We start from the raw sequence: 19,925 nt of genomic DNA, 5'->3' as shown, positions 1-19,925 counted from the left end.
CACTATATAATGAATTATTTATAAGGATGTTTTCGCGTACAGTATTGCTGAAGTAAAGAAAATCAGCCAATCATTCAGAAGTTCATATAGGTTTTATATGATGGGCCAGTATTTTCGTTTAGATTATACTAATTTGTATAGTGAAGAAGGATAGCAAAAAGGTTATATGCGAACAACTCATTGGAGCGACATAACGACAGGTGAAGTTGGCTCTATGGAAAGAGAAGCAATGAAGCGTGGTGAACAGGCAATAGCAGAAGAAGCTAAAGCTAACGGTGCAGTTCATCAGAATGCAGAATAAATAAAAGATGCCCTGCAACTCGTATTGAGTTGCAGGGCATCTTTTTTATAAAAACAATCGTTGACAGCAGACGATCAATTCGTATGATGAGATTTATATTAATTTGGAACTAAGCTTGAAATTGTTAGATAAGCATTTTCACCCACATAGCGCGTGTTTTTTGTTTAAGATTTTAGCAGCTCGAATTTGATAAGACATGATAAAGGTTTTATCGGTGTGGTTGACTGAGAAGATTGCGAAAGAATGGAATGATCTTTTTAATTTTCAGATGATGGAAGCCTATGTTAATTAGTTTATTAGGTACAGCATTCTATACCAGACGTATCACCTGTTCAGAGTTTATCTAACTGTTATTGCTGGCGTTGCGCTACACACTACAAAAAAGGAAGCAATTATCTGAGAATAGGCAGCACTCGATCATTAAAATAGCAACGCCTGCTCGTGATTCAGCAACATATTGATTAAATTTTGGAAAATAAATAATGTTCCGGCTATTTTGATAAGTCGAATTGACAAGCGAAAACCTGCATAATAACTGCGTTTAAACATGATAGACCGAGTCAAAAAGGCTAATGGCACAAATATTGCATTAAATAATATAAGTTAGTAATCATGAGGATTGGAAGGGGTGTTTGGATGAACCTAATATAACAAAAATATTTATTTCAAGCTAATTTAGTTAGTGGAACATTGTAAAGAGGAGAACCGATCAAGATTAAAAATTGACCAAACACTTATAGAGATGTTAATGGCGTTATGGCTTATAAGGGGGGGATTTATGCAAAAACTGTACAGGGTGATTAATTTGCATTAAATATAAAATACTGTTAGAGCAAGAAATCGTTATTGTGAAGCCATAAAAAGTCCACTTACTTATGAAGCGTTGGAAATTGTTAAGAGTGGCGGATGGCTGAATTATGGATTAGTTCACAAGCCTGATTCAGATACTCATTTTGCTTCTATATTAAAACAGAAATGTAATAAAGGAGAGGTAGCGCATGAAAATGCAGGTTATTATCCAAGGGTTCCCTGGTAAGACGGCTAGCGGGTCTTTGAGTTGGAGTTCGGTTATTTATATCGAAAGTGGTAAAAACAAAATTCTGTTTGATACTGGTGGACCAAGCAAACGCCGCTCCATCCGCGATCATCTGCGCAGGGCTGGTGTAGAGCCAACTGACATTAATATGTTGGTATTCAGTCACTTCCACGATGATCACGTGAGAAATTATGATTATTTTCCAAATGCGGAGATCGTCATGCATGCAGTGGAAGATGCATGGGCTCTTACCGGTCCGGTTGATGATTTTGCTTTTCCAGAGCCCTATTATCTGACCATAAAAAAGAGTGGCCGTTTAACTCTGGTTGAGAAGGAATCAGAGGAAATTTCGCCAGGGGTAAAAACGCTGTTAGTGCCGGGACACACACCGGGAGGGATGGCGCTAGTGCTACGAGATTCGGAGATGCCGGTAACGGTATTAACCGGAGATGCGGTGAAAAACATGGAAGAATTGGCCAGCGGGAAGGTTCCCGGAGCTCATAATGAAGCTGCCTGTACTCGAAGCATTAAGAGAATAAGAGATATTGCTGAAGTGGTAGTTCCTGGACATGACAGAATTCTTCAGGTGACCAAAGAAGAAATCATAGCTTTGACTGAGGCGCGCGAGACAGTAATCGTTCCAGCCGGGATTGCCGGTGAAAAGACAAGAAATTTAGATCTGTATTTAGAGATGACCCGGCGTAAAAAAGAAGAAATAATGATATTGGAGGGGGATTAAAATGAAAAATATAATTGCGATAAAATGGGCTGCAGTAATTCTTATTCCAGTTTTGATCCTGGTTATGCCAGTTCCAGCCGATTTTACGGTAGATTCATGGAGGTTGTTTGCAATATATGTTGGAGCTATTTTGGGAATAATGCTGCGTCCGTTACCGGAACCGGCAATCATGCTATTAGCTATTACTATTGTAAGTTTATGGCTAAAGAAAATGGGGGCAGTACTGGGGGGTTATAGTAACGGGACAGCATGGCTGGTATTTACCGCTTTTTCATTAAGTAAGGCCTTTTCTGGCACTGGTTTGGGGCAACGCATCGCTTATATGTTAATTGGAAAGATTGGGCGATCTACACTTGGTTTAGGGTATGCAATGACCATCACCGATACCCTAATCAGTCCAGCTACTCCTTCCAATACGGCTAGAACTGGCGGTATTGTATACCCGATCTTCCAAAGTTTGTCCAGCGCCTTGGGATCTGACCCCGGGGACACCGGCCGTAAAATTGGAAGCTATTTGAACCTTTTAGCTTATCAGGTGAGCATGACTACTTCTTGTTTGTTTATAACGGCTACTGCTTCCAATGTTATCGTTCTGCATTTTGCTAAAGACATTTTAAAGGTGCAAGTATCATGGGTGGATTGGGCAATTGCCGCATTTGTGCCAGTAATGCTGGTGCTGCTGGTGATTCCCTACGCAGTCTATAAGCTTTATCCGCCTGAAATTAAATACATCGACAATTATAAAGAAATTGCGCAGAAAGGCCTGGCGGAGCTAGGTCCTGTATCAACGAAAGAGAAGATTTTAGCTTCGCTATTCATCCTGGCGATAATAGGCTGGTCAACAACAGGTTTAACTGGCTTTGACTCTACAGCAATAGCCATTGCCTTCGTTGCGGCTGCTCTGGTTACCCGTGTTCTGACTTGGGAAGATGTACTCAAAACTGGTGGTGCGTGGAGCACTCTTATCTGGTATGGTGGCATCATTGGCCTGGCAACTGCATTGAGCCAAGCTAAATTCTTTACCTCCTTGGCGAAGGTAATTGGCGACAACGTGAATCTTTCGGCTTTTGATCATTACACAGCCTTTGCGATTATCCTTTTCGTTTCGATCGCTGTTCGTTACGTATTTGCATCGACCGCTGCATATGCTACGTCGTTTGTACCGGTACTATTTACTATTGGTTTGGCGGCACATCTGCCAGCGTTGCCGCTCGCACTTCTTTTGGGTATTTCTCTGACTTGGGGTGCGTTGGTAACCCATTATGGAGGGGCGTGTGGTCCAGTTTTGTTCGGCGCAGGCTATGTGGATCAGATAACTTGGTGGAAGATTGGTACCATCATTGTCGTACTCCACTATTTAGTAACAATGTTAATTGGTATTCCCTATTGGAAATTCATGGGCTATTATTAGTTTTTAATATTTGTTAGAAATTATTAGTACTTCAAGGCTAAATGTTAGAAGCTCGTCGGATGACGGGCTTTTTAATGGTAAAAAACAGCTGGTATACGAATGAAAAGAACTGGTATTGGAGGGGTAAGATTGTGGCAATAACGCTTACCTTAGTTGCAATAAACGAGTCCGCTGCCCAAGAACTTGAAACTGTTATTATAAATACACTAGGCAACATAGCGGAAACAAAAAAGGCTACTTTTAGAGAATATATCAATTATCCTAGTGACATATATGTTTGTTTTGCAAACCGCGAAAAAGATTTTATTCATAAACATGGGGCTGAGAAAGTCATTGCTTTGGATATGCGTCCACCTGCCCATTTCTTTATTCAAATAGCCCGCATCCCTGAAGGTGAGAAGGTAGTTCTCTTTAATACTAGCCAAAGCGGTGCGGATATCACTTTAAAATTATTGAAAGAATATCACCTCGACCACCTTATCTACGATGTCATCGCTTTTGATGAGATTTCAGAGGAAGTTACTAGACAAAAACTGTCTGAAGCCAAATATATTATCGGCAATGATGTCTTTGTTTCCAAAGATAAAATTTTATATACTAGATTCGCCCGGGCTCTTAGTCCAGATGTCACGGTAATTGCTAGTCCGCCTAGAGAGGCAACTCCTGCTTCGGTAAGTCGCATGGCAAGAAAGGTTATCACCCTTGCTCAAAATCATGATACGAAGCAAATTCTTTTAAATCAAGCGCGCCGGATAAATGATTCTATTACTCATATTGCAGCTACCGTAGAAGAATTAAATGCTTCTCAGGAGGGGTTAGTAGCTACTATGCAGGAGGTGACGATGATTTCCAATAAAGCCGCTATAAATGTCAATAATACTCATAAGATATTGGACACTATACGGCAAATCGCCAGTCAAACGAACCTTTTAGGTCTAAATGCTTCTATCGAGGCGGCACGGGCAGGCGACTACGGGCGTGGGTTTACAGTAGTAGCTGACGAAGTTCGGAAATTATCCATTCAAAGTACAGCCTCAGTCAAGAGCATCCGTACTATACAGGAACAGATGGAATTCTCCATGAGTTCAGTAATCCGTAATACCCAGCAAACAGCCACCATCACGCAGGAGCAGGCCCAGGCTACCCAATCTATTACCATTATGATAAATGAGTTGCAACAGGTTAGTGTGGAAATGCTCCGTATGGCACAAACGAAATAGTTTTTTTAGACACCTAACATTTACTTGTGAAGGCAGACTTCCGATGGTTACCAACTATGAAGGCTTGGGGAGGATGAGTTTCGGGTCAATTCTGAGGTGGACGGAATGTAATTAGACTATCTCAATTTGTCTGGTGCTTTTTGATAATATAAATCTAGATGCATCAATATCTGCCATTAAGGCAACAAATACCCTTGTTTTTAATGCATTTATTGGGTTAAACGCAACGTTTGTGGTCGGAATTTCATCGTTTGCTTAAATGACGTAATTTAGTAATACTTGGCTTCAAAGATAAACAAGCATCAGACCAAATAAAATAAGCCTTGAGGGACATCAATATGAAAAGCAGAATAGTTGGAACATAACTTGCATGGTAGAAGATTTAATATAAAGTGCTGATGCCTTTATACTTAATCATCATAGAAGGGAGCTAAATATGACAAGTATTGTTGAAAAATTTCGGGAAATTCCGGGTACCTGTATCTCAGATGCAATGGATGGTTTAAGAAACCTCGATCCAATGATCAAGCCATTAAAAGAAGAATATAAAATCAGTGGACGTGCTTTTACCGTCAGGCTTCCAGCAGGAGACAATTTGATGCTGCTAAAAGCGATTCGTGATGCCAACCCAGGAGATATTCTCGTAGTGGATGCGAAAAGCTTTTTGTATACTGCTGTTGCCGGAGATTTTGTTATTGGTTTGGCTGCCACACTAGGTCTGGGAGGTATTGTTATTGACGGCACCATCCGCGATATACTCAGTATTAAGAATTCAGGCTTTCCTGTTTTTTGTAAGGGAGGAACGCTTGCTTGCAGTAAAAAAATTGGGGCAGGTGAAATTAATGTTTCGATTTCCAGCGGCGGAACAGTAATTTCTCCAGGCGATATTATTGTTGGAGATGTTAATGGCGTTACTGTAGTACCAAAAGACAGTGAAGATTCGGTTTTAAAAGCCGCAATTGATAAGCTTAACAAAGATGAGGTTCGAGCCCAAAATGTTTTAGGAAATCCCGAAGCAGCAGCTAGATGGATAGATGAACTGCTTGGGCTCAAAAACTAGGTTTAGAAAACTAAGCAAATTACAAAAACTTAAAACGAAAGGTGTTTTTTATGGGACAAACGATAGCCGAAAAAATCATTTCCGCTCATTTGGTTAGTGGAACAATGAAGCGAGGAGAACCTATTAATATTAAAATAGATCAAACTCTTACGCACGATGTTAATGGCGTTGCTGCTTATCTGCAATTTGAAGCAGTTGGGATGGATCGTGTTCAAAATGAGCTTGCGGTAAGTTATATTGATCACAATTTAATACAAGCTGACTTTCGTAATTCAGATGACCATCGATATTTAATGGACGTGGCTGCTAAACATGGAATCATAACATCCAGAATGGGTAATGGGATTTGTCATCAGGTTCATTTGGAACGTTTTGATATACCAGGTAAGGTGCTGTTGGGAAGCGACTCACATACACCTGCTGCTGGCGGTGTTGGAATGTTAGGACTTGGTGCAGGTGGACTTGACGTGGCATTGGCTATGGCGGGAGAGCCTTTTTCTTTGAAGATGCCCCAAATAGTCAAGGTCAATCTAACCGGTAAACTACAGCCGTTTGTGTCAGCAAAAAATGTTGTGCTTGAACTATTACGCCGCGTCACGGTTAAGGGTGGTGTAAATAAAATCTATGAGTACGCCGGACCGGGAATTAGTACGCTTAATGTTACGGAGCGGGCGATCATTACTAATATGGGAACTGAAACTGGCGCCACATCTTCCATTTTCCCCAGTGATGAAGTTACCAAAGCGTGGATGCGTGCACAAAACCGCGAAAATGAGTGGCATCCTTTAGCAGCGGATCCGGATGCTGTCTATGATGATGTGATTGAAATCGATTTAGCACAGATAGAGCCGCTTATTGCACTGCCCCATCAGCCGGACAGGGTAGTCCCTATCAGTGAGGTTGAAGGACTTCCTGTTGATCAAGTTGTAATTGGCAGTTGTGCAAATTCTTCTCTGCAAGACATATTGTCTATTGCCACTATGCTGGAGAATAAGTCCGTACATCCTCGTGTAGACGCGGGGCTATACATTGGAAGCAAACAAGTCTATCTTGAAAGCGTTGCGCGTGGCGCTTTTCTGGCGGTAATAAAAGCTGGCGTTCGTGTTTTGGAGTCAGGCTGTGGAGCCTGTAACGGCTCGGGGTTTGCGCCACCCACAAATGGAATATCACTTAGAACAACTACCCGTAATTTTTTAGGCAGGTGCGGCCATCCGAGTGGAAATGTGTACTTAGTAGGACCTGAAGTTGCCGTAGCCTCTGCAATAACCGGGGTAATAACGGACCCTAGAAAGCTTGGCATAACGCCAGTTGAGTATCAAATGCCGGAAAAGTTTATGATTGAAGACAATATGTTCATCTATCCTTCTCAGAATGGTTCGGAAATTTCTATACGCCGGGGTCCTAATATTAGTCCGCCACCCGTTTTAGAAGCATTGCCTGATGTGATTTCCAGTCCGGTATTAATTAAGCTGGGTGAGGATATAACCACAGATCATATTGTGCCTGCAGGAGCAAATTTTTTGCCTATGCGAAATAACACTCCGGAAATTGCCAAGTATGTATTTCATGTAGTGGATGCTTCTTTTGCGAAACGTGCCCAAGAGGCAGGCGGAGGTTTTATCGTTGCCGGTGTTAACTATGGGCAAGGCTCCAGCCGTGAGCAAGCTGCTCTTGCACCGCGTTATTTGGGCGTAAAAACGATTATTGCAAAAAGCTTTGCCCGCATTCATCTTGCTAATCTTGTTAATTTCGGCATTTTACCGCTGGTGTTTATCAATGAATCAGATTACGAAAAGATAGATCAAGGGGACTATTTGATTATAGAATTTGAAGCAATTCTCAATAAAGACAGCGCTACTGTTACAAATAAGAGTAAGCAGTTGGATATACTAGTAAAGAGTCCATTAACCTCAGAAGAATTAGAAATAGTAAAAAAAGGCGGACGTCTTAATTGGATTAAGCTCCGTGCATAATTTAACTATAATGTAAAAATATACTAATGACTAAAGCTCATCAGATTGATGGGCTTTAGTCATTGAAAAGCTTGATAACCTGCAAAGAAAAATAAATGAGGCGATTAGCCGGTATTAGAGAAACCTAGAGTTGCTGTTTGATGTTGTTTCGTTTAAAATTAAACTGAATAAATCGACAGGTGAAGAAAAATGAAGAAAATCGCAGTTTTTGCTCCCCATGAGAATAAACTAAGTGAGCTTAAGATACTATTAGCTGAATCTTTAAGTGAAATTATCTTTGAGGTAGGCTCTTTAGCGGATGGCGTAATGAAAGCGAAGCAGCTAATTGAACAAGGTGTTGAGATAATTATTGCCCGGGGAGAATCCGCCTATAATATTAGAGATGCATGCCCTAGTGTTGCGGTAATTGATATTCCGATATCAGGCTTTGATTTGGCAATAGCTCTGGAAAAGGCGCGTGAATATGGTGGGACGGTGGCAGTTGTATCATTCCCCTCGATGATTAAGCAAGTTGAGTGCCTGGAAACTGCCATTGGCATAAAAATAAAAAAATACTATTTGAAATCTCGCGAACAAATCAATGAGCAAATTGATCAAGCCTTACAAGATGGTGCAAATGTTTTATTAGGTGGTTTTACCACTATTACTGCTGCAAAAAAAAGAAACTTGCCATGTGTTGAAATTGTGACAGGCGGTCATGCTTATATTGAAGCTTTTAATAGTGCTAAAAGTTTGCTGGTAACAATTGAGCAGGAAAAAAGAAAATCTGGTATGATCACAACGGTACTGGACTATGCGTATGAGGGAATCGTCTCTATAGATGAAACTGGCAGGATTATAGCAATAAATCCTGTAGCGAAAAAAATATTGAAATCACCAATAGCATGTGATATTGGGACCGATATTGATGATGTGTGGCCTAGTTTAAAGTTACGAGATGTTATTACAGCAGGAACAAGAATAAGAAATCAACTCTTTTATGTAAATAACGTCCAAGTATTATGCAATAAGGTACCCATTACATACCGGAACGGAACGATTGGAGCTGTTGTAACTTTTCAGGACGTTACCAAAATACAAATGATGGAATCGCGTATTCGCAAGGAAATCTATTCTAAGGGGCATATAGCTACCTATACGTTTAAAGATATCCATAGTTCTGATCCGGGAATGAAATTGACGATTAATTTGGCGCGAAGCTTCTCAAACTCGAATGCAAATGTTTTAATTCTTGGCGAGACGGGTTCTGGAAAAGAAGTGTTTGCTCAAAGTATCCACAATCAAAGTAAGCAAAATAAAGGACCTTTTGTTGCTGTCAATTGCGCAGCATTACCTGCGCAGTTACTTGAGAGCGAGTTATTCGGCTATATAGGAGGAGCCTTTACCGGAGCCAGCAAAGAGGGGAAGCTTGGTTTATTTGAAGTGGCTCATACGGGAACAATATTCTTGGATGAAATAAGTGAAATGGACGTCATCAATCAGGGGAGACTGCTGCGAGTCTTACAGGAGCGGGCAGTGGTACGGCTAGGCAGTGATAGAGTGATCCCTGTTTCAGTAAGAGTCATTGCCGCAACTAACAAGAAGTTAGGTGATTTAGTAAAGCAAGGAAAATTTAGAGAAGACTTATTTTATCGGTTAAACGTACTTAATCTTCGTATTCCGCCACTTCGCAGTCGAAAACGGGATATTCCTCTATATGTTCAAACCTTTTTAGACCAACTTTGCCAGGAAGCGGATAAGACAATTAAGTTTAGCAGTGGTGCATTAAAATTGCTTCAAAGCTACGATTGGCCAGGAAATGTGAGGCAATTAAGAAATGTTATTGAAAGAGTTGTTGCTGTTGCAAAGCAAGATACGGTATCTACTGCTCTTCTTTCTCAACTTCTGATGTTTGAAAGCGATTGTGATAACATTACGGTTGAAAACGATGAGGCACGAATTATTCTAAAGGCATTGGATGAAAGCAACGGTGTAGTTGCGTCTGCAGCAAAAGCCTTGAATATTAATCGAACCACACTTTGGCGAAAGATGAATCGATTAGGCATAACTAAATAGTATTAAAACCATATTCACTCGTGAATATGGTTTTTTTTATCCAATTTACCTATCGAAGTGAATAAGTTTTTTACGCTAATAGTTTTATGAATCCAGATTCTGCAATATGAAGGCAAAGAGCAAGCAGCAATTTCTATAAAAAAAGCAACTTTATATTGCTTTTTTGAACATCTTAGCTATAAATAAGCGACGACTTTTTCGTTTCTGCAACTTATTAGCAATAATCGAGATGGAATTTACGAAATTGACGTAGTTATCTGAAATATTATCTCAAGCACGAGACATTAAAATTTCTTTTGTGGTGCACAAAGGCTGACAAAAGCGTGCATTAATAGTGCTTTTCAGGTCAGTATGATTTAGCGCTAAAAAAGATTGCTGGATAAAATGAATTTGGCATGCTTTTTGCTTATATAAAATGACAGTAGTGGATGGCCATCCAAACGAAATAAAGTTACTCATAATGAGGAGGTTTTTGTCTATGATTGCTTTTGCAGGTTTTTTGCTAGTTATTGTTTTTATGACTTTACTGATGAAGAAAAAATTATCTGCCATGGTAGGTCTGATTTTACTGCCAATCCTATTTGCAATTGTCCTAGGCTTTGGACCAAATATTGGTGATATGGCATTAGCAGGTATTAAGCAAGTGGCGCCAACGGCAGTCATGATTGCCTTTGCCATGATTTATTTCTTGATTATGATTGACACTGGATTGTTTGACCCTTTGATCAATGCAATCTTAAAAGCCACTAAAGGTGACCCGGTAAGAGTGGTAGTCGGTACTGCTTTACTAGCTGGCCTCGTATCACTTGATGGCGATGGTGCTACTACCTATATAATTACTACCTCGGCAATGCTTGCTGTTCATAGAAAGTTAAAAATTGATCCGGTTATTTTACCGACGCTGGCAATCATGCAAAATGGGGTAATGAATATTACTCCATGGGGAGGTCCGACCGCCAGGGTAATGGCAGCCCTAAATCTTGATGCTTCGCAACTGTTTACGCCTTTAATTCCTGGAATGTTCATAGGAACTGCTTGGATTTTGTTTGTAGCCTATCGTTTTGGGATTGCTGAGCGGAAACGGCTTGGTGTACTAAATCCGGTATGTACTGAGACAGCTGCTGTATCTGAGTTTACTGTCGAACTTGATGAAGGCGCAGCTGCGTTAAAACGTCCCAAGATGTTCTGGATAAACCTAACTTTAACTGTCATACTTATGGTTTGTTTGGTGGGAGGATTCCTGCCATTGAATGTGCTGTTTATGGTAGGAACAGCAATTACTTTGCTAATTAACTATCCTAATTTAAAAGTACAAGCAGAGCGAATTTCTTATTATGGAACAAATGTATTGCCCAACATTTCAATGGTTTTAGGCGCTGGAATATTTACGGGAATTATGAGTGGAACCAAAATGATTGATGCAATGGCTAAAACGCTTACTAATAATATCCCTGAATCTATGGGGCCCCATTTAGCGCTAATTACCGGTTTAACAAGTTTGCCCTTTGATTATTTTTTAACAATGATGCTTACTATTTTGGGATAGTTCCTATATTGGCAAAAACTGCAGCGAACTACGGTATAAGCGTAGCTGAAATCGGGCGGGCGTCCTTGGTTGCACAAGGCTGTCATTTGCTAAGTCCGCTTGTCGCATCAACCTATATTTTGTGCGGATTGAATAATGTTACACTTGAGGAGCTTACGAAAAAAGCACTGCTGCCATCAATAATGACTTCATTAATTATGCTGGTTACAGCAATTGTTCTAGGAGCCATTCCTTTGTAGAATACTTGAACTATAGCCATATTTCTAAAGTGTGCAAGAACAGGAGAATGTAATAAATGAAAAAGGTACTTTTTTTTAGTGGGCTAAGACAAGACGTTGTAACTATTTTTGGTGAAATGATGCCGGAAGGCTTCGAATTAGCGTGGCATTCACACAGTATTAGCAATTTAGAGAAAGTGAGGTTAATTAGGGAGGCAGAGTTTTTAGTACTGCATCCTGGAGAGCTTGCTGATAGTGTTTTGCAGGAAGCCAAGTCTCTTCACCTTATTCAGCTTTTAACTGCGGGATATGACAAGATTAATCTTAAGCTGGCTGGTGAATTAGGAATTCCAGTGGCTACTAATGGTGGCGCGAATGCGTGGGCTGTAGCCGAGCATACGGTAGCGTTATTGTTAACACTTTATCGGCGGCTTATTGCTTGCGACCAATCTGTCCGGGAAGGAAAATGGAGGCAGGCGGTTACTGGGTTTGATACCTTTGAAGTAGCAGGGAAAACCGTTGGGTTGCTTGGCGCTGGTAATATTGGACGGAAAGTAGCATGGCGCTTAAAGTCTTTTGAGACTAACATTATCTATTATGATACTAATTCGTCGCCTGAACTTGAAGCGGAGCTGGGAGCTAAGCGTGTCTCATTAGATGAGTTAGTGAAAGAAGCGGATATTATTACCATTCATCTTCCACTACTGCGTGAAACACGTTCCCTGCTCGGAGAGCGTGAGTTTTTAATGATGAAGAAAAATGCAGTGATTCTTAACCCGAGCCGGGGTGAGATCGTGGATGAAGATGCGTTGATTGCTGCACTGAAAGAGAAACGCATTGCCGGCGCAGGACTTGATGTTTTTCACCAAGAGCCTATAGCTGTATCCAATCCCCTGCTGGCATTGGACAATGTCGTACTATCCCCCCATGTTGCAGGGCACGCATATGAGGGATGGTTCCGTAGGTCCCGATTTGCTTGGGAAAATATTCAACGTGTAGCAGTAGGAGAAAAGCCAATTTCTGTAGCTCGCCTTAATGAGGAGTAACTATTGATTTCTATAAACGAAAACAAACTGTACTATTTACACAGAAAGAGGTGAGAAAATGATTGAAATATTACCAAGCGGTACTTATCTTATAAAAGGTCAAGTCATTATAGAAGATAAAAGTGAGCAACTAACTGTAGAGGAAGCTAATAATCGCCTAACAAGTGCAGGTTTAGAGAAACTGGAGCAGACAGCTATCGTTAAAGAACACGCTAAAGCTGGCACCATTGCGTACCGTATTATGACTGGCCACAATGAATCCGGTAACATGCAGCAACTGAAACTACGCTTTGATGCTCTGACCTCACACGATATCACCTATGTAGGAATTGTACAAACAGCCTGTGCTAGCGGCCTTAAAGAATTTCCAGTACCGTATGTACTGACCAACTGCCATAACAGCTTGTGTGCAGTCGGCGGCACTATTAACGAAGACGATCATATATTTGGTCTGTCGGCAGCCAAGAAATTTGGCGGAATCTTCGTTCCCACTCACCAAGCGGTTATTCACCAATACATGCGAGAAATGCTAGCTGGCTGCGGTAAAATGATACTCGGTTCTGATAGCCACACTCGCTATGGTGCACTGGGTACCATGGCAATTGGCGAAGGCGGCGGTGAACTGGTTAAACAATTGGTAAAACGCACCTATGATATTGCGTACCCTGAAGTAATTGCTGTCTATTTGGAAGGCAAGCCGGTCCCCGGAGTAGGACCACAAGACGTAGCTTTAGCTATTATTGGGGCTGTATTCAAAACCGGCTTCGTTAAAAATAAGGTCCTTGAGTTCGTCGGCCCAGGTATCGATAATCTTACCGTAGACTTCCGCAATGGAATTGATGTAATGACAACTGAAACCACTTGCTTATCTTCCATCTGGTGCACGGATGAGCAAGTAGCTGAATACTACCGTATACATGGTCGTCCGGAAGAATATAAAAAGCTAGCTCCTGATGAGGTAAGCTACTATGACGGGATGGTAAAGGTTGACTTGAACTGTATTCGTCCTATGATCGCCTTACCATTTCATCCCAGCAATGTCTGGTCCATTGAGGAACTCAATCAAAACGGATTGGATATCTTGCGTCTGGTAGAAATTGAAGGACAAAAACAGCTGGAAAACCCCAATCTTCAATTGAAGCTAACCAATAAGCTCGTCAATGGAAGGCTTCAGGTCGACCAGGCGGTAGTAGCTGGATGTGCAGGCGGAACCTTTGAAAATATTATAGCCATGGCGCAAATCTTAGGTCAACAATCCATTGGAGTTGATGCATTCTCCTTAAGCGTCTATCCTTCCAGCCAACCTGTTGCAATGGAGCTTATCAACAACAAAACTGTTGAAACCTTAATGCTCGCAGGGGCAACTATCCGGACCGCTTTCTGCGGACCATGCTTTGGCGCAGGAGATGTTCCTGTACATAATGGTTTTAGTATTCGACACACTACACGCAACTTCCCCAACCGGGAAGGTTCCAAGCCTGATAGTGGGCAAATTGCTTCTGTCGCTCTCATGGATGCCAGATCTATTGCGGCTACGGCACGTAATGGCGGTAGACTAACTCCGGCAACTGAAGTTGGCGATGTTTATCAAGCCGTACCCTACCGTTTTAATGAAAAAGTCTATGAAAATCGTATTTACCAAGGATTTTGTAAAGCACAGCCTGAACAACCACTGGTTTTTGGACCCAACATTGCGAATTGGCCGAAAATTCGGCCTTTGACCTCAAATTTACTTCTTAAAATAGCATCTGTCATCCACGATCCGGTAACTACGACTGATGAACTTATTCCCTCTGGTGAAACCTCTTCGTATCGTTCCAACCCCTATAAACTGGCTGAATTCACTTTATCCCGCAAAGATCCTGCTTATGTAGACCGGGCTAAGACGGTACAAATTATTGAAACTAAGCGCCAACAAGCTGTTAATGAACAAGTACCCGAAGAGGTTGCTGCGTTCTTCCGGAATGCTTTTCTCCCCAATGAATATCCTGATGATGCTTGGCAAAAGCTTATCAGGAGTACTGGAGTTGGAACAGTAATCTTTGCACGCAAGCCCGGCGACGGGTCGGCCAGAGAGCAAGCCGCTTCCTGTCAGCGTGTGCTGGGCGGAGATGCCAATATCGCCTTGGAGTACGCTACCAAACGCTATCGCAGTAATCTTATCAACTGGGGAATGCTTCCTTTCACAATCAGCGAGGTTGCGCAGGATAAACTGGCCGTAGATAGTTATATCTATATTCCCGGTATTCGCGAAGCAGTCCAGGCAGGAGCCGAAACAGTAAACGCAACCGTTATTACCGATAACGGAACTGAAAAAGTCCTATTAAAACTAGAAAATATCTCTTCGGATGACCGAGATATTATCTTGGCGGGCTGCCTCATGAACTATTATAACCGTTAATTGAAAACTAAAATAAAAGCCACTGATGATTGCTTTGGTGTACCATCAGTGGCTTAACTCTATGGAGGTAGCAAATGAGCAGAATAATTCATCCCGGGCAAGCCGGAACGATAGAATCGAACGATATTCTAATTACCGTAATGCCCTCGGATGCGGGTTCCGGTATAAGCATCGAGATTAACAGCCCCGTAATCAAACAGTATGGTGCCCAAATCCGCCAAGTGATTGTTGAAACACTGACATCATCGGAAATCGAAGATGCAAATATACATGTCACTGATAGAGGCGCCCTGAATTGTACTATCCGCGCTCGGTTAAGAACAGCTATTCTCAGAGCTGGTACTGAAGGGGGAAACTAACATGTCCAGACTACGCAGAAGCATGATGTTTGTACCGGGCAATAACCCGGGAATGCTCCAGAACGCCGGTATCTATGGCGCTGATTCAATCATTTTCTGCCTGGAAGATGCCGTATCCATTACTGAAAAAGATGCGGCCCGCCATTTGGTAGCCGAGGCTCTTCAAACGATCAGCTACCCAAGTGAAACCTGTATCCGGATTAATCACTTAAGCACTCCTTTTGGCTACGATGATCTGGCGGTAGTGCTGCCTGCTAAACCGAATCTCATCCGTCTGCCAAAAGCCGAATCAGTGAACGATATTAAAGAGCTTGATGAGCTGATTACCAAAGCTGAGCAAGATAACGGCTTTGTTCCTGGCTCTACTGCCATCGGTGCTGCCATTGAAACGGCCAAAGGATTGCGCTGCGCTTATGATATTGCGGCAGCTAGTCCGCGTATGGAATTCCTGGCAATCGGCGGTGAAGACTTCATTGCTGATCTGCGCACTTCCCGGAGTAAGGAAGGCCGTGAGCTGTTCGTACCCCGTTCTGAGCTATTATTAGCTGCCAGGGCAGCTGGCATTCAGGCTATTGACAGCGTGTTTTCCGATGTGAATGATGAAACCGGCTTTGTCGAAGAAGCCAACACCATTAAAGGTATGGGCTTCGATGGCAAGTCGGTAATTAATCCCCGCCAGGTTCGCCTTGTGCATCAGGTATTTCAGCCTACCGCCAAAGAAATTGACAACGCCAAGCGCATATTAGCAGCTTATGAAGAAGCGCTTGCCAAGAAGTCCGGCGTTATTGCCCTGGACGGTAAAATGATTGACGGCCCCATCGTCGTACGGGCTCAGCGCATTCTGGACTATGCGGCGGCCGTACAGAAATAGAGGAGGTATTGTCATGATTAATGCAGCTGGAAGAGACATTCCCGAACAAATCGCAGGCTATAGTAACATCGTTCCCTATGCGGGACCGTTTGCCATAACACCTGAGGGCCGCCTCTGGGGTCCCAAAATCCGCTCTGCTAAACCCCGTTCAGAGAAAATCCTTAAATCTATTGACCAGGCCATTGAAGCCTCAGGTCTCAAAAATGGCATGACCATATCTTTTCACCATCATTTTCGCAACGGAGACTATATACTAAACCTGGTTGTCGAGGCGATTGCCCAAAAAGGAATCAAAGGTTTAACCTTAGCGCCCAGCTCGTTAAACGACGTCAATGACGCGATCATTCCCTATATTGAGGAGGGCGTCATCACCAATATTGAAACAAGCGGCGGCCGGGGAAAGCTTGGCAAGCTTATGACCGCAGGGAAGCTGGCCAGGCCGGTCCTTATCCGCTCCCATGGTGGTCGGGCCAGAGCAATTGAGAGCGGTGAACTGCATATTGATGTTGCCTTTTTAGGTGCTCCCTGCTGTGACAAGTTCGGCAATATTAACGGCACCGAAGGCAAATCGGCCTGCGGCTCTATGGGGTATGCCATGGTCGATGCAGCCTATGCCGATACGGTCATCGCCTTAACAGACAATTTGGTCGACCGTCCCCTGCAGCGGATCAGCATTCCACAGACCCAGGTAGACTATATCGTTGAGCTGGAGAGCATCGGCAATCCGAAGGGAATTGCCTCAGGGGCATTGCGCATCAGCCGCGATCCCAGAGAGCTGCTTATTGCCGATTATGCGGCTACCGTAATTGAATACTCAGGCTACTTCAAAGAAGGTTATTCCCTGCAATTAGGCAGCGGCGGTGCTTCACTGGCTGCAGCCCGGTTCATTAAGGAGAAAATGATTGCCCAGGGTATCACAGCCAGCTTTGGTCTGGGCGGCGTTACAGCTCCCTTTGTGGACATGCTGAATGAAGGCTTGATACAAACGATTTTTGATGTGCAGGATTTTGATCTGCCCTCCGTCGAGTCAATAAAAAACAATCCCCGCCATCAGGAAATGTCGGCATCTTTTTATGCCAATCCTCATAACGGCGGGCCCATTGTGAACCAGCTGGATGTGGTTATCTTAAGCGCTACAGAAGTAGACGTTAACTTTAACGTTAATGTGATTACTGATTCCAATGGCGTTATCATGGGTGCATCGGGTGGCCACTCGGATACTGCTGCCGGGGCCAATCTGGCCATTGTCGTGGCGCCGCTGCTGCGAGGCCGTCTGCCCATGGTACTCGACCGGGTCAATACCATTGTGCCACCCGGTGAAACAGTCGATGTTATTGTAACTGAGCGCGGCGTAGCCGTTAATCCGCGGAGAAATGACTTGTTTGATAATTTAAAAGAATCAGGGCTACCATTAATGAGCATTCAGGATCTGCAGAAAATAGCTTATGACTTAGTGGGAAAGCCCGATTCTATCCCAGTTAGTGATGAAATTGTAGGTGTTGTCGAATATCGTGATGGCTCGATTATTGATGTCATCCGGAGACCATTATAAGAATGGCTGCACAAGTGCAGTGAAGAAGCAAAATGAACCTCTGGCATTTTGGGCTGGAGGTTCGTTTTTGAAAGGGCTTTTGTTTGTTATGCCAGAATATCAATATCGTATAGTGTCCGTCAATGGAATAAAAGTAGAACCTTCTTCGGGATATGCAGGAGCATTTGGGCTTCTTAGTAGAACTTTTCGTGGCACTTGCTGAAAATAAGCAAATAGGGGGACGTGTTTGACTAGAGGTTGTATTCTACTAAGGTGATTGTTATATCTGCCAACTACATTAGAAAAATTGAAGATTGTCAAAGATCAGTGTCGATGTGTCGGCAATGCGTATGAATTTTAGAGAAGGACTTCGCACACAATTAAAAGTAAAGAACGCGAACTTGAAGCTGCTTTGGAAGAGATTTGTTCTTTAAGAGGTTACATAGACTTAAAACCGTCCGTTTACTCAGAAGTTTCAAATGCTGCACTTAGCGTATCCCATTAAAGTTCGGATATTTATGCTAATTGGATCTGAAGAGAACAGCTCAATTCAATATTATTGCATCGATCTGAAGATAGTCTTATTCGATGTATAGCTAAGATGCATCTAGGTCCCTAAGCTAATAATCCGTTTATTTTAAGAAAATGATGTAAGTGAGAAAAAAATAGCTATTCACGAGGCATTTAAGAATAATTTGAATTTGAGAAATGTTAGCCTTTATTGAAATTCTAAAACGTAATTTACAGCACATTGTCGTAAGGCGCCAAATAGGAGTGTTGCTTACTTGCAGAAAGTATGAGAATACTTATATATAAATAGGTAAAAGAGGCCAACTGAGGGTGAATTTTTATCACCTTGATTGGCTTCTAATATAATTAGAATAATAAAAAAGTATTGAAAATTTATACTATGAAAATATAGTATCATAATAATATATGGTATACTATATTGTAGTTGGCTACTCTTTTTTGTTATAGGGAGGTATTAATGGAGGAACGTGATTGGGTTATATTAATTAAGTTATATGAAGAGAAGAGTATAACCAAGGCTGCAGAGGCATTATTTATCTCTCAGCCAGCCTTAACTAATCGTCTCCAATATATCGAAGAAAGGTTTAATTCACAAATTGTTATCCGTAGTAAAAAGGGAGTAAACTTTACACCTGAAGGTGAGTTTTTAGTTCTATCTGCTAGAGAAATGCTTCAAAAAATCCACTTCATTGAGGGTACAATCCAAACTATTAGAAATGAGGTTAAGGGTAGTCTAAAAATAGGAGCATCTATACTGTTTTTTAGGCATCAACTTCCGGAGTTATTGAAGCAATTTATAGAAATGTATCCTAATGTAGAATTTAAGATAAGTACTAATTTTAGTGGAAAAATTGTTGATCATGTGCATGCGTGTGATATTGATATTGGTTTTGTTCGTGGAGACTATGAATGGTCAGGAAAACAAGATTTGTTATTCGAGGAGGATATGTATATAGTTTCTCGACAGAATATTAAATTGGAAGATCTCCCGGCAATACCTCGAATTGATTATAAGAGCAACAGCAAGTCGATGCGAGATTCACTAGATAAATGGTGGAAAGAAAACTTTTCTTCAGCGCCATGTGTGGCTGTAAAGGTAGACAAGGTGGATTCGTGTAAAGAATTAGTTTTAAGCGGTTTGGGGTATGCTTTTTTACCTGAAGGAATGCTTCTGAATACGAATGAAGTTAATAAAATTCCGATGCTTGACAATAGTGGCAAATCATTGGTTAGGCGGACGTGGATGATATATCATCACGATAATCTTAAAATAGCATTGATAAAAACGTTTGTTGAATTTGTAAATAAATACTATAACCGCTCGTGCTTCTAATTTAGTAAGACACTCTCACTATTAAACAAGTGAGAGTGTCTTTTTTTGTGATTGAATTCTGATTACATTGATTATAATGTATTTTTTTTTCTTATAGATATTATCTGAATTCGGTATTTTTTGTAATTAATTAGATAGCGTATCATGATATTGTATTAAATAACTTAAGGGGGCAGGGGAGAAGCAGTTAACAAACGGGTTTAAGTTATAGAAGAATGATTACAGCGAAAAAATTAATGTGGCGGGAGTGAGATAATCGATACTAAACTAACTCTAATTAGTCGTTATGTTAAA

The 19,925-nt window shown here is 41.7% G+C and carries 15 protein-coding genes; all 15 read left to right on the top strand.

Translation table 11 applies throughout. The annotated features are described in order from the left end of the window. The first annotated feature begins 166 nt into the window (after window positions 1-166). The 15 genes from EV210_RS23210 to EV210_RS00175 all read left to right on the top strand — a co-directional run bounded on the left by EV210_RS23210 (window position 167) and on the right by EV210_RS00175 (window position 19,631). On the top strand, window positions 167-301 hold the full coding sequence (locus EV210_RS23210) for a hypothetical protein (RefSeq protein WP_279388458.1): 135 nt from the start codon (window positions 167-169) through the stop codon (window positions 299-301). A 998-nt stretch (window positions 302-1,299) separates the two neighbouring features. Then, entirely contained in the window at window positions 1,300-2,076 is a 777-nt protein-coding gene (locus EV210_RS00235; protein WP_132073817.1) for an MBL fold metallo-hydrolase, read from the top strand. Window position 2,077: 1 nt separating this feature from the next. After that, the gene (locus EV210_RS00230) at window positions 2,078-3,487 is read left to right on the top strand and encodes a DASS family sodium-coupled anion symporter (protein ID WP_132073815.1); all 1,410 of its coding nucleotides are present in this window, start codon (window positions 2,078-2,080) and stop codon (window positions 3,485-3,487) included. Window positions 3,488-3,618: 131 nt separating this feature from the next. Continuing rightward, window positions 3,619-4,707 carry a methyl-accepting chemotaxis protein gene (locus EV210_RS23205; protein WP_279388457.1) on the top strand — a complete coding sequence of 363 codons (1,089 nt, stop codon included), beginning with the start codon at window positions 3,619-3,621 and terminating at the stop codon, window positions 4,705-4,707. Between the two features lie 436 nt (window positions 4,708-5,143). Then, window positions 5,144-5,767 (top strand): RraA family protein, encoded by a 624-nt coding sequence (locus tag EV210_RS00220; protein ID WP_132073811.1) that lies wholly within the window; start codon window positions 5,144-5,146, stop codon window positions 5,765-5,767. Between the two features lie 50 nt (window positions 5,768-5,817). After that, the gene (locus EV210_RS00215; RefSeq protein ID WP_132073809.1) at window positions 5,818-7,740 is read left to right on the top strand and encodes an aconitate hydratase; all 1,923 of its coding nucleotides are present in this window, start codon (window positions 5,818-5,820) and stop codon (window positions 7,738-7,740) included. 189 nt (window positions 7,741-7,929) lie between these two features. Continuing rightward, window positions 7,930-9,795: a sigma 54-interacting transcriptional regulator gene (locus tag EV210_RS00210; protein WP_132073808.1), complete on the top strand. Its 1,866-nt coding sequence runs from the start codon at window positions 7,930-7,932 to the stop codon at window positions 9,793-9,795. Window positions 9,796-10,273: 478 nt separating this feature from the next. Continuing rightward, entirely contained in the window at window positions 10,274-11,341 is a 1,068-nt protein-coding gene (locus tag EV210_RS00205) for a CitMHS family transporter (RefSeq protein WP_243650366.1), read from the top strand. An 8-nt stretch (window positions 11,342-11,349) separates the two neighbouring features. Next, a complete protein-coding gene (locus EV210_RS22940) occupies window positions 11,350-11,580 on the top strand; it encodes a hypothetical protein (protein ID WP_243650365.1) in 231 nt (76 codons plus the stop codon). Window positions 11,581-11,636: 56 nt separating this feature from the next. Continuing rightward, window positions 11,637-12,605, top strand: coding sequence for a 2-hydroxyacid dehydrogenase (locus tag EV210_RS00200; RefSeq protein ID WP_132073806.1), 969 nt, complete (start codon window positions 11,637-11,639; stop codon window positions 12,603-12,605). A gap of 58 nt (window positions 12,606-12,663) precedes the next feature. Beyond that, window positions 12,664-15,006, top strand: coding sequence for a hydratase (locus tag EV210_RS00195; RefSeq protein ID WP_132073804.1), 2,343 nt, complete (start codon window positions 12,664-12,666; stop codon window positions 15,004-15,006). Window positions 15,007-15,080: 74 nt separating this feature from the next. Next, entirely contained in the window at window positions 15,081-15,365 is a 285-nt protein-coding gene (gene citD, locus EV210_RS00190; protein ID WP_132073802.1) for a citrate lyase acyl carrier protein, read from the top strand. A gap of 1 nt (window position 15,366) precedes the next feature. Beyond that, a complete protein-coding gene (locus EV210_RS00185; protein ID WP_132073800.1) occupies window positions 15,367-16,236 on the top strand; it encodes an aldolase/citrate lyase family protein in 870 nt (289 codons plus the stop codon). A gap of 13 nt (window positions 16,237-16,249) precedes the next feature. Further along, window positions 16,250-17,788, top strand: a complete 1,539-nt coding sequence (gene citF, locus EV210_RS00180; protein WP_132073798.1) for a citrate lyase subunit alpha — start codon at window positions 16,250-16,252, stop codon at window positions 17,786-17,788. Between the two features lie 967 nt (window positions 17,789-18,755). Beyond that, window positions 18,756-19,631 (top strand): LysR family transcriptional regulator, encoded by an 876-nt coding sequence (locus tag EV210_RS00175; RefSeq protein WP_132073796.1) that lies wholly within the window; start codon window positions 18,756-18,758, stop codon window positions 19,629-19,631. Window positions 19,632-19,925 lie beyond the last annotated feature (294 nt).

The sequence above is a fragment of the Anaerospora hongkongensis genome, from assembly GCF_004339805.1.
In the GTDB taxonomy this organism is placed as follows: Bacteria; Bacillota; Negativicutes; order Sporomusales; family DSM-15969; genus Anaerospora; species Anaerospora hongkongensis.
This window is presented reverse-complemented; position numbering and strand designations above follow the sequence as displayed.